Annotated in this window: 13 protein-coding genes; 10 read left to right on the top strand and 3 right to left on the bottom strand. The window is 61.6% G+C overall.

Going from position 1 to position 15,748, the window contains the following annotated elements:
* Positions 1-163: 163 nt before the first annotated feature.
* A complete protein-coding gene (aspA, locus tag HX855_RS18285) occupies positions 164-1,588 on the bottom strand; it encodes an aspartate ammonia-lyase (protein ID WP_088422011.1) in 1,425 nt (474 codons plus the stop codon).
* Positions 1,589-1,769: 181 nt separating this feature from the next.
* Between aspA and HX855_RS18280 the strand changes: the two genes are divergently transcribed.
* The 5 genes from HX855_RS18280 to HX855_RS18260 all read left to right on the top strand — a co-directional run bounded on the left by HX855_RS18280 (position 1,770) and on the right by HX855_RS18260 (position 5,703).
* Positions 1,770-2,693 (top strand): LysR substrate-binding domain-containing protein, encoded by a 924-nt coding sequence (locus HX855_RS18280; protein ID WP_177086478.1) that lies wholly within the window; start codon positions 1,770-1,772, stop codon positions 2,691-2,693.
* A gap of 455 nt (positions 2,694-3,148) precedes the next feature.
* Positions 3,149-3,640, top strand: a complete 492-nt coding sequence (gene purE / locus HX855_RS18275; RefSeq protein WP_003195648.1) for a 5-(carboxyamino)imidazole ribonucleotide mutase — start codon at positions 3,149-3,151, stop codon at positions 3,638-3,640.
* Positions 3,641-3,652: 12 nt separating this feature from the next.
* The gene (locus HX855_RS18270; RefSeq protein ID WP_083356067.1) at positions 3,653-4,738 is read left to right on the top strand and encodes a 5-(carboxyamino)imidazole ribonucleotide synthase; all 1,086 of its coding nucleotides are present in this window, start codon (positions 3,653-3,655) and stop codon (positions 4,736-4,738) included.
* A gap of 104 nt (positions 4,739-4,842) precedes the next feature.
* Positions 4,843-5,088 carry a GlsB/YeaQ/YmgE family stress response membrane protein gene (locus HX855_RS18265; protein WP_017476760.1) on the top strand — a complete coding sequence of 82 codons (246 nt, stop codon included), beginning with the start codon at positions 4,843-4,845 and terminating at the stop codon, positions 5,086-5,088.
* Positions 5,089-5,166: 78 nt separating this feature from the next.
* The gene (locus tag HX855_RS18260; RefSeq protein WP_177086480.1) at positions 5,167-5,703 is read left to right on the top strand and encodes a DUF3299 domain-containing protein; all 537 of its coding nucleotides are present in this window, start codon (positions 5,167-5,169) and stop codon (positions 5,701-5,703) included.
* 120 nt (positions 5,704-5,823) lie between these two features.
* Here the strand turns inward: HX855_RS18260 and HX855_RS18255 are convergent, their stop codons facing one another.
* Together HX855_RS18255 and HX855_RS18250 are read right to left on the bottom strand one after the other, a co-directional pair.
* Positions 5,824-6,723, bottom strand: coding sequence for a D-hexose-6-phosphate mutarotase (locus tag HX855_RS18255; RefSeq protein WP_177086482.1), 900 nt, complete (start codon positions 6,721-6,723; stop codon positions 5,824-5,826).
* A gap of 58 nt (positions 6,724-6,781) precedes the next feature.
* A complete protein-coding gene (locus tag HX855_RS18250) occupies positions 6,782-7,186 on the bottom strand; it encodes an acyl-CoA thioesterase (RefSeq protein ID WP_003176975.1) in 405 nt (134 codons plus the stop codon).
* A gap of 393 nt (positions 7,187-7,579) precedes the next feature.
* Between HX855_RS18250 and HX855_RS18245 the strand changes: the two genes are divergently transcribed.
* The 5 genes from HX855_RS18245 to pstA all read left to right on the top strand — a co-directional run bounded on the left by HX855_RS18245 (position 7,580) and on the right by pstA (position 15,727).
* A complete protein-coding gene (locus HX855_RS18245; protein ID WP_177086484.1) occupies positions 7,580-8,869 on the top strand; it encodes an MFS transporter in 1,290 nt (429 codons plus the stop codon).
* 102 nt (positions 8,870-8,971) lie between these two features.
* Positions 8,972-10,261 (top strand): MFS transporter, encoded by a 1,290-nt coding sequence (locus HX855_RS18240; RefSeq protein ID WP_177086486.1) that lies wholly within the window; start codon positions 8,972-8,974, stop codon positions 10,259-10,261.
* Between the two features lie 329 nt (positions 10,262-10,590).
* Complete coding sequence (locus HX855_RS18235; protein ID WP_177086488.1) at positions 10,591-11,577, top strand: phosphate ABC transporter substrate-binding protein PstS; 987 nt, start codon at positions 10,591-10,593, stop codon at positions 11,575-11,577.
* A gap of 430 nt (positions 11,578-12,007) precedes the next feature.
* The gene (locus HX855_RS18230) at positions 12,008-14,041 is read left to right on the top strand and encodes an ABC transporter permease subunit (protein ID WP_177087103.1); all 2,034 of its coding nucleotides are present in this window, start codon (positions 12,008-12,010) and stop codon (positions 14,039-14,041) included.
* Between the two features lie 15 nt (positions 14,042-14,056).
* Positions 14,057-15,727 (top strand): phosphate ABC transporter permease PstA, encoded by a 1,671-nt coding sequence (gene pstA / locus HX855_RS18225; protein WP_177086490.1) that lies wholly within the window; start codon positions 14,057-14,059, stop codon positions 15,725-15,727.
* The last annotated feature ends 21 nt before the right edge of the window (positions 15,728-15,748 follow it).

The raw sequence follows: 15,748 nt of genomic DNA, 5'->3' as shown, positions 1-15,748 counted from the left end.
CGTACGGTTACCGGGATAGCGAGTTCTTCTTCATGAAGATCAAGAGCGTCTTTCCCGGGAATCCGTGATGAACCAAAAAAAAGGGCCTGAAGAACGAGCCTTCAGGCCCTCAAAAGGTGAGAGGTGTCTAGTCCCTCAACCTGGTGAGCGGTGCAACAAACGCTTAGGCCTTCAACGGGACCAAACGTGGGGCAATCATGTTTTCGGGGCGCAGGATGTCGTCGAGCATGGCGTCGTCGAGCAAGCCTTCTTCACGCACCAGTTCCAGCACGCCGCGGCCGCTTTCAAGGGCGATACGGGCGATACGGGTGGCGTTTTCATAGCCGATGTAGGGGTTCAGCGCGGTGACCAGGCCGATGGAGTGCTCCACCAGTTCGCGGCAGCGGGCTTCGTTGGCGGTGATGCCGACGATGCAGTGCTCGCGCAGCATGTCCATGGCGCGTTGCAGCAGGCGGATCGAGTCGAAGATCTTGTAGGCGATCAGCGGCTCCATCACGTTCAGTTGCAGCTGGCCGCCTTCGGCCGCGATGGTCAGCGCCAAATCGTTACCGATGATTTGGAACGCCACCTGGTTCACGGCTTCCGGGATCACCGGGTTGACCTTGCCGGGCATGATCGAGCTGCCTGGCTGGCGAGCCGGCAGGTTTATTTCGTTGATGCCGGTGCGTGGGCCGCTGGACAGCAGGCGCAGGTCGTTGCAGATCTTCGACAGCTTCACAGCGGTGCGCTTGAGCATGCCGGAGAACAGCACGAAAGCGCCCATGTCGGAGGTGGCTTCGATCAGGTCGGCCGCCGGTACCAGCGGCTGGCCGCTGATGGTGGCCAGGCGCTGGACGGCCAGGGCCTGGTAGCGCGGGTCGGCGTTGATGCCGGTGCCGATGGCGGTGCCGCCCAGGTTCACTTCGGTCAGCAGCTCGGGTGCCAGGGTCTTCAGGCGGGCCAGGTCTTCACCAAGGGTGGTGGCGAAGGCACGGAATTCCTGGCCGAGGGTCATCGGCACGGCGTCTTGCAGTTGGGTACGGCCCATTTTCAGGACGTGGCTGAACTCGACGCCTTTGGCAGCGAACGCCTGGATCAGGCTGTCGAGGCTGGCCAGCAGTGCGTCATGGCCCAGCAGCAGACCCAGACGGATCGCGGTCGGGTAGGCGTCGTTGGTCGACTGCGCCATGTTCACGTCGTTGTTGGGGTGCAGGTATTGGTATTCGCCCTTGCTGTGGCCCATGGCCTCCAGCGCGATGTTGGCGATGACTTCGTTGGCATTCATGTTGGTTGAAGTGCCAGCGCCGCCTTGAATCATGTCCACCACGAACTCTTCGTGGAAATCGCCGCGGATCAGACGGGCACAGGCTTCGCTGATGGCAGCGTGCTTGGCTTCGCTGAGCTGGCCCAGCTCGCGGTTGGCGTCAGCGGCCGCTTGCTTGACCATTGCCAGGCCGACCACCAATTTCGGGTAATGCGAAATCGGAACGCCCGAGAGACGGAAGTTGTTCACCGCTCGCAGGGTCTGGATGCCGTAATACGCTTGAGCGGGTACTTCGAGTACGCCAAGCAGGTCTTTTTCTGTGCGGAAAGATGCAGCGGAGGACATGACGGAAATCATCTCGATAGGGACCCGGGCTAAGCCGGAACGCTGTGAATGCTAGGCTTGCGCAAGATTTTGGGCCAATGCTGTTAAACACTGGCCTATGCATAAACGGCATAATGTCGGTGTGACCCCGTTACCATGACGGACGTGTGTGCCAAAATGGTGCGTGCCCCGGGAGGATGTGATGAACCTTGAAAGCAAATGGCTGGAAGACTTTAGCGCCCTGGCTGCCACCCGCAGCTTCTCCCAGGCGGCGGAGCGGCGCTTTGTCACCCAGCCGGCGTTCAGTCGGCGCATCCGCAGCCTGGAGGCCGCGCTGGGCCTGACCCTGGTCAACCGCTCGCGCACGCCGGTGGAGCTCACGGCGGCGGGGCAGTTGTTTCTGGTCACCGCACGTACCGTGGTCGAGCAGCTCGGTGAAGTGCTGCGCCACCTCCATCACCTGGAAGGCGGGCAGGGCGAAGTGATGCAAGTGGCGGCGGCGCACTCCCTGGCGCTGGGCTTTTTCCCGCGCTGGATCGCGCAGTTGCGCAACGAGGGGTTGAACATTGCCACACGGTTGGTGGCCACCAACGTGGGCGACGCGGTGCACGCCTTGCGCGAAGGCGGCTGCGACTTGATGCTGGCGTTCTACGACCCGGACGCCGCCATGCAGATGGACCCGGAGATCTTCCCGTCGCTGCACTTGGGTAACACCGAGATGCTGCCGGTGTGCGCTGCCGATGCCGAGGGCAAGCCGTTGTTCGACCTGGAGGGCGAGGGCAGTGTGCCGCTGCTGGCCTACAGTGCCGGGGCTTTCCTGGGGCGTTCGGTCAACCTGTTGCTGCGCCAGCGCGCGCTGCGCTTTACCACCATTTACGAAACCGCCATGGCCGACAGCCTGAAAAGCATGGCCCTCGAAGGCTTGGGCATTGCCTGGGTGCCGCAGTTGAGCGTACGTGCCGAGTTGGCCCGGGGCGAACTGGTGGTGTGCGGTGGCCCCCAATGGCATGTGCCGCTGGAGATTCGGTTGTACCGCTGCGCCCTGGTACGCAAGGCGAACGTGCGCTTGTTGTGGCGCAAGCTGGAAGGTGGCGCGGCGCAGAATCCGGCGGCTGAACGCGGTTAAATGTGGGAGCTGGCTTGCCTGCGATTGAGGTGGGTCAGCGCCTGAAATGTTGGCTGATACACCGCTATCGCAGGCAAGCCAGCTCCTACAGGGTTTTGTGGTGTGTTCGCTGACCTGAAAGTCAATAAAACCGCCACGTTACCCCGCTAGACAGATGGTCATCCCAGGGGCTGTTTATCTGCGTTATTACGGTATACTGCGCGGCCTTCGGCCGGTCCAACCGGCCGAGTTTCGAGGTCAGAACTCGCCGAGCGAAGATCAGGCAAGGCAAAAACAAGCGAGGAAGCGGAGTTGGCTTTAGCCAATGAGCATTCCGAGTTTGTTTTTAACGCAGCATGATCGAGCGCAGGCAGTTCTGGCCCGAAACTAATTCGTACAACAAGCCACGCCGGTCTCCCGCGTGGCTTGTTGTTTTTTGACGCGCCTGCGGGCGCCCAGAGAGAAGAGGCACGACGATGAGTGCATTGGTTGGCGTGATCATGGGCTCCAAGTCCGATTGGTCCACCCTTAGCCACACCGCCGATATGCTGGAAAAACTCGGCATTCCCTATGAAGTGAAGGTGGTTTCGGCCCACCGCACTCCGGATTTGCTGTTCCAGTATGCCGATGAAGCAGAATCCCGTGGCATCGAGGTGATCATCGCCGGTGCCGGCGGTGCGGCGCACCTGCCAGGCATGTGTGCAGCCAAGACTCACCTGCCCGTGCTGGGCGTACCGGTGCAGTCGTCGATGCTCTCGGGCGTGGATTCGCTGTTGTCCATCGTGCAGATGCCCGCCGGTATTCCGGTGGCCACCCTGGCGATCGGCAAGGCCGGCGCGATCAACGCCGCATTGCTGTCCGCCAGCATCCTCGGTGCCAAGCACCCGCAGTTCCACGCGGTGCTGAAAAAATTCCGTGCTGAGCAGACAGACAGCGTCCTGGACAATCCAGACCCACGCATTGCCTGAGGTTGTTGATTGATGAAAATCGGTGTAATCGGTGGCGGCCAACTGGGCCGCATGCTGGCCCTGGCGGGTACGCCGCTGGGGATGAACTTCGCTTTCCTGGACCCGGCACCGGACGCCTGCGCGGCCGCGCTGGGTGAACACCTGCGGGCTGACTACAGCGACCCGGATCACCTGCGTCAACTGGCCGACGAAGTGGACCTGGTGACCTTCGAGTTCGAAAGCGTCCCGGCTGAAACCGTGGCCTTCCTGTCGCAGTTCGTGCCGGTGTACCCGAGCGCCGAAGCCTTGCGCATCGCCCGCGACCGCTGGTTCGAAAAAAGCATGTTCAAGGACCTGGGCATCCCGACGCCGGCCTTCGCCGACATCCAGTCCCAAGCCGACTTGGACGCTGCTGTCGCCTCCATCGGCCTGCCAGCCGTGCTGAAAACCCGCACCCTGGGTTACGACGGCAAGGGCCAGAAAGTCCTGCGCACCGCGGCTGACGTGGTCGGCACCTTCGCCGAGCTGGGCAGCGTCGCCTGTCTGCTGGAAGGCTTCGTGCCGTTCACCGGTGAAGTCTCGCTGATCGCCGTGCGTGCCCGTGATGGCGAAACCCGTTTCTACCCGCTGGTGCACAACACCCACGACAGCGGCATCCTCAAGCTGTCCGTGGCCAGCACCGACCACCCGCTGCAGGCCCTGGCCGAAGACTATTCGAGCCGCGTGCTCAAGCAACTGGATTACGTCGGTGTGATGGCGTTCGAGTTCTTTGAAGTCGACGGTGGCCTGAAGGCCAACGAAATTGCCCCGCGGGTTCACAACTCCGGGCACTGGACCACCGAAGGCGCCGAGTGCAGCCAGTTCGAAAACCACCTGCGGGCGGTGGCGGGCTTGCCGTTGGGCTCCACGGCCAAGGTCGGCGAGAGCGCCATGCTCAACTTCATCGGCGTGGTGCCGCCGGTTGAGCGCGTGATCGCGATCGATGACTGCCACCTGCATCACTACGGCAAGGCCTTCAAAGCCGGGCGCAAGGTCGGCCACGCCAACCTGCGCTGCAAGGACCGCGCAACGCTGCAAGCGCAGATCCTCAAGGTTGAAGCGCTGATCGCCGAGCAATAACCCAAGGCCGGGCGGGAACCATTGGTACCCGCCACCCTCTGATTGCAGGAAGCCAAAGTCTGACTAGGCTTTGACTTAGCTCACTTCATTCAGAGGGAAATGCCATGGGTATCATTGGAACCATCTTTATCGGTTTGATCGTCGGCCTGCTGGCGCGTTTCCTGAAACCAGGCGACGACAGCATGGGCTGGATCATGACCATCCTGCTGGGTATCGCCGGTTCGCTGGTTGCGACCTATGGTGGCCAGGCACTGGGCATCTACCAGGCAGGCCAGGGCGCCGGCTTTATCGGTGCACTGATCGGCGCCATCGTGTTGCTGGTGATCTACGGTCTGCTGAAAAAGAAGTAATTTAGCGACCTGGCCCTCTGCGCTGCGCAGGCGCAGAGCGCTAGAATGCCGGCACTGTAATCCTTGCCGAGCCTCTCCATGCGCCGTCTTCTGTTGACTCTTCTCTTGCTGGGCTCTGGCCTGGCGCACGCTGGCGAACTGCCGGAAACCGACTGGCTGGAACTGATGCCCAAGTCGGACCAGAAAGCCCTCGAAGAAATGCCGGAAATCGACCACAACTCCCCGGAAGCTCAAGGCACGTTCACTGCAAAGGGTGGCCTGAAGCAGAGCAAGGGCTTGCCGGCGGTGATGTATTCCACCAAGACCGTGGCCGCCATGAACGGCAAGAACATCCGTATCGGCGGCTACCCCGTGCCGCTGGAAACCGACGCCAAGGGCCGCAGCACCCTGTTCTTCCTGGTGCCTTACCCGGGCGCCTGCATCCACGTGCCGCCACCGCCGCCCAACCAGTTGGTGCTGGTGCGTTATCCAAAGGGTTTGAAGCTGGATGACATCTACACGCCGCTGTGGGTGACGGGCACGCTGAAGGTGGAGAAGGTCAACAATGACCTGGCCGATGCGGCCTATGCGCTGGATGCGGGGAAGGTGCGGGCGGTCAAGGAGTCGGACTTGTAAGCCGCGACGCCATTCAAAATGTGGGAGCTGGCTTGCCTGCGATGAGGGCCTGACAGTCGACATCTCTGTCGCCTGACACTCCGCTATCGCAGGCAAGCCAGCTCCCACATTTGATTGGGTTTACAGGGCGATACCGCTGATGCTCACACCCAGGGTATGGCTTTCACCCGGCGCCAGCGTCACCGCATCGTCCAGCACGTTCGCGGTCTCGATGCAGAGCATGCCCTGCCAGCCGTCGTCGGCCATGTCGTTGAAGGCCTTGGCGCGTTCGGTCCACGGGTTCCAGATCACCGTCGAACGTGAGCCTGTGCTGGTGAGTTGAACGCGACGCTGCCAGTCTTTATCGACGATGTTCAGTTGCGCTGGCGTGTCGAGGTAGATGCGATCGGTCTCGGCGGTGAAGTGCAGGTGCCCGTCTTGCTGCTTGTGGCTCCAGCCGTCAGCGGTGTCGATATAGGCCAGCCCGTCCAGGCCGTCGACCTGCACGTTGCGCACATCGCTGACCGCAAAATAGCTGTGCAGCGCCTGGCTGAGGCTGACGGTGTCGGTGCCGCGGTTATGGCTGGTCAGGTGGATATGCAACTGGTCGTCCAGCAAAAGGCTCATCTTCAGGTCGACCTGATGGGGCCAACCCGGAAAGCCACCTTCCGGCACCGGCAGTTCCAACTCAACCCGCAGCGTATCGCCCACGGCCTCAACGCCCGCCAGTGTCCAGTCGGCGGTTCGCACAAAACCATGGGCGCCAGCCGGTTCGTCACCCTGGTACATGGCCTTCACGCTCTGCGGGTTGCGGTCGAACACCCCAAACCACGGCCAGCACACCGGCACGCCGGTACGAATGCCTTTGCCTTTCTTGAACACCACGTGATCGTTGGGCCAGATCAGCGGCTTCTCGCCGGTGCGCTGGTAGCTGACGATGTGTGCGCCTTGCCGGGCTACCACCAATTCGGCGCCGTTATGGCGGATGCGCCACGCGTTCAGCTCATCCAGTTTTACGGTTTCAACGTTGGGCGTAGACATAGGCGCGCGCTCTCAATGGCAGACAATGGGGCAATGGACCGTCAAAACGTCGCGATGTTTAACGCGCCCGCGACGGAACCGACCGGGTGCGACCGCTGCCGTCGATGGCGACGAACACAAATACGGCCTCGGTCACCTTGCGCCATTCGCTGGAGAGCGGGTCATCACTCCACACTTCGACCATCATCTGGATCGAACTGCGGCCGATTTCCAGGGCCTGGGTATAGAAGGACAACTGCGCGCCGACGGCCACCGGTACCAGGAACGCCATGCGGTCAATCGCCACGGTCGCTACGCGGCCACCGGCAACCTTGCTCGCCATGGCCGTGCCAGCCAGGTCCATCTGTGCGACCAGCCAGCCGCCGAAGATGTCGCCGAAACCGTTGGTTTCACGCGGGAGTGCGGTGATTTGCAGGGCGAGATCGCCTTGCGGGATAGGATCTTCTTGTTCGAGTTCGATCATGCCGGTGCCTCTGACCCGTGACGCTTCATGGGTATTTCAAGTGGATAGCCGTCTTCTGGAAAAACGTTTCAGCACCAACATACACCGCTCGATGCGTTTCTCGTAAGGCGTACTAAAGGGAAACTCTGCCAAATCGGCTGGCGGGCAGCCAACGGCGTTTTGGCACAGCAGCCCCTCAAGGATGCGGGTCTGGCGCTTGCAAGGGCCGAGTATATCGAGCCGTCGGCGCCACGACGACCTCTCGCGGCTCATTTGGTCGGTAAATAGACGCTGTATTGCGGCTTTTTCCGGCAACTGTGCTTCTGTTCATGCTAATTGCACGTGGCTACGGGAATATTTCGGTGTTGTCGGCTGTTAACTGGTTCAGCGCCACCCTAATAGAGAAGTCCTGACATGCCCTCCGTGCCCGCAAGCACCGCGCAACCCGCGCGCCTGTTGACCCGCAATGACTATAAAACCCTGTCGCTGTCTGCCTTGGGCAGTGCGCTGGAGTTTTATGACTTCATCATCTTTGTGTTTTTTGCGGCGGTGGTGGGCAAGCTGTTTTTCCCGCCCGACATGCCCGAGTGGATGCGCTTGATCCAGACCTTCGGCATTTTTGCCGCCGGCTACCTGATTCGCCCGCTGGGCGGCATCGTGATGGCGCATTTTGGCGATCTGTTTGGGCGCAAGAAGATGTTCAGCCTGAGCATCTTCTTGATGGCGCTGCCCACCCTGGCCATCGGCTTGTTGCCGACGTATGCGCACATTGGCCTGTGGGCGCCGGTCCTCTTGCTGTTGATGCGTATCATCCAGGGCGCGGCGATTGGCGGTGAGGTGCCGGGCGCCTGGGTGTTTGTCGCCGAGCACGTGCCGGCCAGGCGTATCGGTTATGCGGTGGGCGTACTGTCCGTTGGCTTGAACCTGGGGATTTTGTTGGGCTCGTTGGTCGCCACCGCTATCAACGGCACGTACAGCCCGGAGCAGGTCGCGGATTACGCCTGGCGGATCCCGTTCTTGCTGGGTGGTGTGTTCGGTCTGGTGTCGGTGTACTTGCGGCGCTGGCTGCATGAGACGCCCGTATTTGCCGAGTTGCAGCAGCGCAAGGCGTTATCGCAGGACGTGCCGTTGCGCACGGTGTTGCGGGAGAATCGCGAGTCCATCGTGCTGTCGATGCTGATGACCTGGTTCTTGTCGGCCGGCGTGGTGGTGGTGATCCTCATGACGCCGGCGTTGCTGCAAGGCGTCTACCATTTCGCGCCGAAGGTTTCGCTGCAGGCCAACAGCCTGGCCATTATCGCCATGGGCGTGGGGCTGGTGATTGCCGGCAGGTTGTCGGACCGCCTGGGGGCTGGCCGGGTGCTGGTGTTCGGCTGCACCGGGTTAATGGTGTTGTGTTGGGCCCTCTATGCCAGCCTGGCCAGCCATCCTGAGTGGCTGTTTCCCTTATATATGCTGACGGGCTTATTCGTCGGCACGGTGGCGGCTGCGCCGTTTGTGATGGTCACCGGCTTCCCGGCCGCGGTGCGCTTCAGTGGCTTGTCGTTTTCCTACAACGTGGCCTACGCGGTATTGGGCGGCTTGAGCCCGGTGTTCGTGTCCCTGTTGCTCAAGGAAAGCCCGATGGGCCCGGCTTACTACGTGGCGCTGGTGTGCGTGATGGGCATCTTGGTGGGGGGTTATCTGTGGAAACGCGGGCGTTAAGCAGCGCTGTGCTTTTGCGGGCGATTTGCTATCGTGCCGGACCAACCCCGGTGCTTGCCGGGGCCATGCGTCCGCCGTCCTGACAATAAGAGAAGCCTTGCCATGTCCTCCGTGCCCGCAAGCAGTGCGCAACCTTCGCGCCCGCTGACCCGCAACGACTACAAAACCCTGTCGCTGTCTGCCTTGGGCGGGGCGCTGGAGTTCTACGACTTCATCATTTTCGTATTTTTCGCCACCGTGGTCGGGAAGCTGTTTTTCCCCGCCGACATGCCCGAATGGCTGCGCATGATGCAGACCTTCGGCATCTTCGCCGCAGGTTACCTCGCACGCCCGCTGGGCGGGATCATCATGGCGCACTTCGGCGACCTGCTGGGGCGCAAGAAGATGTTCACCCTGAGCATTTTCATGATGGCCGTGCCGACCCTGATCATGGGCCTGCTGCCGACCTACGCGCAGATCGGCCTGTGGGCGCCGATCCTGTTGCTGCTGATGCGCGTGATCCAGGGCGCCGCCATTGGCGGTGAAGTGCCGGGCGCGTGGGTGTTTGTTTCCGAGCACGTGCCACCGCGTCATATCGGTTATGCCTGCGGCACCCTGACCAGCGGCCTGACCGCCGGGATCCTTTTAGGGTCGCTGGTGGCCACCGCGATCAACACCCTTTATAGCCCGGAGCAGGTGTCGGATTACGCCTGGCGGATCCCGTTCCTGCTGGGCGGCGTGTTCGGCCTGCTGTCGGTGTACCTGCGTCGCTGGCTGCATGAAACCCCGATCTTTGCCGAGATGCAGCAGCGTAAAACCCTGGCGGCCGAGCTGCCGTTGCGTGCGGTATTGCGCGATCACCGGGGTGCCATCGTGCTGTCGATGCTGCTGACCTGGCTGCTGTCGGCCGGTGTCGTTGTGGTCATCCTGATGACCCCGACCGTGCTGCAAACCGTCTACCACTTCAGCCCGACCGTTTCGCTGCAAGCCAACAGCCTGGCCATTGTCACCCTGAGCCTGGGCTGCATCGCTTCCGGCGCGCTGGCCGACCGCTTCGGCGCCGGCCGTGTGCTGGTGGTCGGTTGCCTGTTGCTGCTGGCGACATCGTGGACGCTGTACCACAGCCTCATGGACCACCCGAACTGGCTCTTCCCGCTGTACACCCTGACCGGCTTGTTTGTCGGCGTGATCGGCGTGGTGCCTTACGTGATGGTGAAAGCCTTCCCGGCAGTGGTGCGTTTCAGTGGGTTGTCGTTCTCCTACAACGTTGCCTACGCGGTGTTTGGCGGCTTGACGCCGCTGGCGGTGTCGCTGCTGATGAAGGAAAGCCCGATGGGCCCTGCTTACTACGTGGCGGCCCTGTGTGTAATGGGGATGGCGGTGGGTGGGTACCTGTGGAAGCGCGGGCGCTGAGACGTTTTTGAAAACTGCCGGATAACCTTGTGGCGAGGGAGCTTGCTCCCGTTGAACTGCGCAGCAGTTCCTTTTTTGGGGCCGCTACGCGACCCAACGGGAGCAAGCTCCCTCGCCACAGATTTTGCCTTACAACGATTACAGATTGTTTCCACGAAATCGCTTCAACCTCCTCGCAAGCCCCGGATTTATTGGTCTTTTCCCTTCCTGTCAGGTTTTTCATAAATACTGGCCTTTCATCTAATTGTCATATTCCAGACATAGAGTGTTCACACGGCCTACCGATACTTGGCCCCGATCCAACTATCCCTATCTGCTAGGAGCAAGGCATGAAACTGAAACGTTTGATGGCGGCAATGACTTTTGTCGCTGCTGGCGTTGCGACCGCTAACGCGTTCGCCGCTGTTGACCCGTCGATCCCGAGCTACACCAAGACCACTGGTGTGTCGGGCAACCTGTCCAGCGTCGGCTCCGATACCCTGGCCAACCTGATGACCCTTTGGGCGGAGTCCTACAAAAAGGAATACCCGAACGTCAACATCCAGATTCAGGCCGCCGGCTCCGCCACTGCACCGCCTGCGCTGACTGAAGGCACCTCCAACCTGGGCCCGATGAGCCGCAAGATGAAGGACACCGAACTGGCTGCCTTCGAGCAGAAGTACGGCTACAAGCCAACCGCTATCCCTGTTGCCGTGGATGCCCTGGCCGTGTTCGTGCACAAGGACAACCCGATCCAGCACCTGACCATGGAACAAGTCGACGCGATCTTCTCCGCGACTCGTCTGTGCGGCGCCAAAGCCGACGTCAAAACCTGGGGCGACCTGGGCGTGACCGGCGACCTGGCCAACAAGCCAGTGCAACTGTTCGGCCGTAACTCGGTATCCGGCACCTACGGCTACTTCAAGGAAGAAGCGCTGTGCAAAGGCGACTACAAACCTAACGTGAACGAACAACCGGGTTCGGCGTCGGTTGTGCAGTCCATCAGCTCCTCGCTGAACGGCATCGGTTACTCGGGCATCGGTTACAAAACCGCCAGCGTGAAGACCGTGGCTCTGGCCAAGAAAGGCAGCACTGACTTCATCGAAGACAGCGAAGAAAACGCCCTGAACGGCAAATACCCGCTGTCGCGCTTCCTCTACGTTTACGTCAACAAAGCCCCGAACAAGCCTCTGGCCCCGCTGGAAGCCGAGTTCGTGAAGCTGGTTCTGTCCAAGCAGGGCCAGGAAGTGGTTGTGAAAGACGGCTACATCCCACTGCCAGCCAAAGTTGCCGCCAAGGCACTGGCTGACCTGGGCCTGAAAGAAGGTGGCAAATAAGCCGCCGGTAAACCTGCCTTGAACCGGGCATTACCCACGGTTCAAGGCCTGGGCGGGGTCTGCAAGACCTGGACCCCGCCTCCCATTTTTTAATCCGCTGCCAGCCCTGCTACGCGGCGGATTTCTTGCGTCACTGCATTGTCATCTTTCTGTCATACAGGACCGCTAGGGTGTGCGCATGAATGATCTGGCCAATTCCACCATGACGACGACTTCTCCTCCCAAGCGCATTGACTTCAATACGCCTGAGCTGCAACGCAAGCGCCGCATTCGCGCGCTCAAGGATCGCCTGACCCGCTGGTATGTGTTGATCGGCGGCCTCGCCGTCCTGGGTGCGATCACGCTGATCTTCTTCTTCCTCGCCTACGTGGTCGCGCCACTGTTCCACGGCGCCAACCTGACCAAAGAAGACGCCCTGACGCCTGCCTGGTTGCAGGACGCCGGCAAGCCGCTGATGATCTCCATGGAAGAACAGAACCAGGTCGCCATGCGGGTTTCGGACAAGGGCCAGGCGCTGTTCTTCAACGTTGACACGGGCGCCGAACTCAAGCGCGTTGATCTGCCGTTGCCGGCCGGTGTGACCGTCGCCTCCATTGGTGAAGACCAGCCCGGCAGCCCGCTGGTGATCCTCGGCCTGTCCAACGGCCAGTCCCTGGTGTTCCGCCACACCTATAAAGTGTCTTACCCGGACGGCAAGAAGACCATCTCGCCCGCCATCGAATACCCTTACGGCGAAACGCCGATCGTCCTCGACGAACAAGGTCGCGCGCTTGAGCACGTCGCGTTGAACGCTACCGACTCGTCGCTGGTGGTGGCCGGTTCCAGTGGTGCCCATCTGAACGTGCTGTCCATCAGCCGTGAAGAAAACATGATGACCGACGAAGTCACCACCGAGCAGAAGCGCATCGAGCTGCCGCAAATGACCGAGCCGGTGAAAGCCATCTTTGTTGATCCGCGCCAGCAGTGGCTGTATGTGATCAACGGCCGCGCCCAGGCCGACGTTTTCAGCCTGCGGGACAACAGCCTCAACGGTCGATACAAATTATTGGAAGATGGCGTTGCACAAGTCACCGCCAGCACCCAACTGGTGGGCGGCATCTCGCTGATCATCGGTAACTCCAGCGGTGGTCTGGCGCAGTGGTTCATGGCCCGCGACCCGGACGGTGAGCAGCGCCTGAAACAGATCCGCACCTTCCAGATGGGCACCGCGCCCATCGTTGAAATCACCGCTGAAGAACGTCGCAAAGGCTTCACCGCCCTCGACGCCTCCGGCAAGTTCGGCGTGTTCCACAGCACCGCCCACCGCACGCTGCTGGTGGACTCGGTGGTCGATGGCACTGGCGTCTTCGGCATGTCGCCACGGGCCAACCGGGTGATCGTCGAAGCCGGCGGCAAGCTGCAACCGCTGCTGCTGGACAACCCGCACCCGGAAGTTTCCTGGAGCGCGTTGTGGAGCAAGGTCTGGTACGAAAACTACGACGAGCCTAAATACGTCTGGCAATCGACCGCCGCCAACACCGACTTCGAACCCAAGATGAGCCTGGCGCCCCTGACCTTCGGTACCCTGAAGGCCGCGTTCTACGCCATGCTGCTGGCGGCGCCACTGGCCGTTGCCGCTGCGATCTACACCGCCTACTTCATGGCCCCGAGCCTGCGCCGCAAGGTCAAGCCGGTGATCGAATTGATGGAAGCGATGCCGACCGTGATCCTCGGTTTCTTCGCCGGCCTGTTCCTGGCGCCGTATGTCGAAGGGCACCTGCCGGGGATTTTCAGCCTGCTGATGCTGCTGCCGATTGGCATCCTCGTTGCCGGCTTCGTCTTCAGTCGACTGCCTGAGTCGATCCGCCTGCGGGTTCCGGACGGCTGGGAAAGCGCGATCCTGATCCCGGTGATCCTGTTTGTGGGCTGGCTCTCGCTGTACATGAGCCCGTACCTGGAAACCTGGTTCTTCGGCGGCGACATGCGCATGTGGATCTCCCACGACCTGGGGATTACCTACGACCAGCGCAACGCCCTGGTGGTCGGCCTGGCCATGGGTTTCGCGGTGATCCCGAACATCTACTCCATCGCCGAAGACGCCGTGTTCAGCGTGCCACGCGGCCTGACCCTGGGCTCCCTGGCTCTCGGCGCCACACCATGGCAGACCATGACGCGGGTGGTCATCCTGACCGCCAGCCCGGGTATCTTCTCGGCACTGATGATCGGTATGGGCCGCGCGGTGGGTGAAACCATGATCGTGCTGATGGCCACCGGTAACACCCCGGTGATGGAGATGAACCTGTTTGAAGGCCTGCGCACGCTGGCGGCCAACGTCGCGGTGGAAATGCCCGAGTCGGAAGTCGGCGGCAGCCACTACCGCGTGCTGTTCCTCTCGGCGCTGGTACTGCTGCTGTTCACCTTCATCATGAACACCCTCGCGGAGCTGATCCGTCAGCGTCTGCGCAAGAAATACTCGTCGCTTTAAGAAAGGTAGAAGTCTGTGAAACAGAACTCCCTGAATGGATGGTTCAAGAGCGGCGCCCCGGGCGTCTGGATCAGCGGTGGCGCGGTGTCCATCGCGGTCATCATGACCATTGGCTTGCTGGCCGTGATTGCCGTGCGTGGCCTGGGCCACTTCTGGCCGGCTGACCTGATCCAGGCCAGCTACAACGTGCCGGGCCAGGAAAACCACATTGTCGTCGGCGAAGTGGTGCAGAAAGAAGAAGTGCCCCGCGAGCGCCTGAAAAGCGCTGGCTTGCCGGTGCCCGACCAAGGCCCGGAGTTCATGACCCGCGAGCTGATCAAAGTCGGCAACCGCGACCTGAACGGCAACGACTTCACCTGGATCGTCGGCGAGTGGCTGACCAACCAGACCAAGCCTGTCGAACTGATGGCCATCGAGCGCCGTGAGTGGGGCAACTTCTACGGCACCCTGGTCAACGTCAAGCAAGACGGCAAGGTGATCGCTGAAGGCGAGGCCGCCTGGCCCGAACTGCAAGCCCGTGTCGACCGCGTCAACAAGCTCGCGGCCCAACTCAAGACCCTTGAGAAGTCCGACATCGGCGCGATCAACGCCGGCCTCGAGCGTATCCGCCTGCACGGTCGCAAACTGGAGCTGGAAGGCAAGCTGGACGCCACCGCCCAGGCCGACATGGACAGCGGCCGCGCCGAGCTGAACAGCCGCTATAAAGACATCGAAGCGCGCCTGGCGGACCTGCATACCCAGTTCAACCGAGACAGCCTCACCGCCCGCGATGCCAACGGCAAAGAAATCGAAATCGGCATCGGCAAGGTGGTGCACGCCTACCAGCCGAACGCCATGGGCTACATGACCAAGGTCGGCTTCTACTTCAGCAAGGTCTGGGAATTCCTCAGCGACGACCCACGGGAAGCCAACACCGAAGGCGGGATCTTCCCGGCGATCTTCGGCACCGTGATGATGACCCTGATCATGGCGATGATCGTGACCCCGTTCGGCGTGCTGGCGGCGGTGTACCTGCGTGAATACGCCAAGCAGAACACCCTGACCCGCATCATCCGTATCGCAGTGAACAACCTGGCGGGCGTTCCGGCGATCGTTTACGGCGTGTTCGGCCTCGGCTTCTTCGTCTACGTGCTGGGCGGTTCCCTCGACCGGCTGTTTTTCGCCGAAGCCCTGCCGGCGCCTACCTTTGGTACCCCGGGCCTGCTCTGGGCGTCCCTGACCCTGGCGCTGCTGGCGGTACCGGTGGTGATCGTGGCCACTGAAGAAGGCTTGGCGCGGATTCCTCGTACGGTTCGTGAAGGTTCCCTGGCACTGGGCGCGACCAAGGCGGAAACGCTGTGGAAGATCGTGCTGCCGATGGCCAGCCCGGCGATGATGACCGGCATGATCCTCGCCGTGGCCCGCGCTGCCGGTGAAGTGGCGCCGCTGATGCTGGTGGGTGTGGTGAAACTGGCGCCGTCGCTGCCGGTGGACGGCAACTACCCGTACCTGCACCTGGACCAGAAAATCATGCACCTGGGCTTCCATATTTATGACGTGGGCTTCCAGAGCCCCAACGTCGAGGCCGCACGGCCGCTGGTGTACGCCACCGCGCTATTGCTGGTGCTGGTGATTGCCACGCTCAACCTGTCGGCGGTGTGGATCCGTAACCACCTGCGCGAAAAATACAAAGCGCTGGACAGCTAAGCGGGCACCTGTGGGAGCTGG

Source organism: Pseudomonas sp. IPO3778 (genome assembly GCF_013386825.1).
GTDB lineage: Bacteria > Pseudomonadota > Gammaproteobacteria > Pseudomonadales > Pseudomonadaceae > Aquipseudomonas.
This window is presented reverse-complemented; position numbering and strand designations above follow the sequence as displayed.

Excerpts from the sequence above, each read along its gene's own strand:
- aspA (WP_088422011.1), bottom strand. The coding sequence starts at position 1,588 with ATGTCCTCCGCTGCATCTTTCCGCACAGAAAAAGACCTGCTTGGCGTA.
- HX855_RS18280 (WP_177086478.1), top strand. The coding sequence starts at position 1,770 with ATGAACCTTGAAAGCAAATGGCTGGAAGACTTTAGCGCCCTGGCTGCC.
- purE (WP_003195648.1), top strand. The coding sequence starts at position 3,149 with ATGAGTGCATTGGTTGGCGTGATCATGGGCTCCAAGTCCGATTGGTCC.
- HX855_RS18270 (WP_083356067.1), top strand. The coding sequence starts at position 3,653 with ATGAAAATCGGTGTAATCGGTGGCGGCCAACTGGGCCGCATGCTGGCC.
- HX855_RS18265 (WP_017476760.1), top strand. The coding sequence starts at position 4,843 with ATGGGTATCATTGGAACCATCTTTATCGGTTTGATCGTCGGCCTGCTG.
- HX855_RS18260 (WP_177086480.1), top strand. The coding sequence starts at position 5,167 with ATGCGCCGTCTTCTGTTGACTCTTCTCTTGCTGGGCTCTGGCCTGGCG.
- HX855_RS18255 (WP_177086482.1), bottom strand. The coding sequence starts at position 6,723 with ATGTCTACGCCCAACGTTGAAACCGTAAAACTGGATGAGCTGAACGCG.
- HX855_RS18250 (WP_003176975.1), bottom strand. The coding sequence starts at position 7,186 with ATGATCGAACTCGAACAAGAAGATCCTATCCCGCAAGGCGATCTCGCC.
- HX855_RS18245 (WP_177086484.1), top strand. The coding sequence starts at position 7,580 with ATGCCCTCCGTGCCCGCAAGCACCGCGCAACCCGCGCGCCTGTTGACC.
- HX855_RS18240 (WP_177086486.1), top strand. The coding sequence starts at position 8,972 with ATGTCCTCCGTGCCCGCAAGCAGTGCGCAACCTTCGCGCCCGCTGACC.
- HX855_RS18235 (WP_177086488.1), top strand. The coding sequence starts at position 10,591 with ATGAAACTGAAACGTTTGATGGCGGCAATGACTTTTGTCGCTGCTGGC.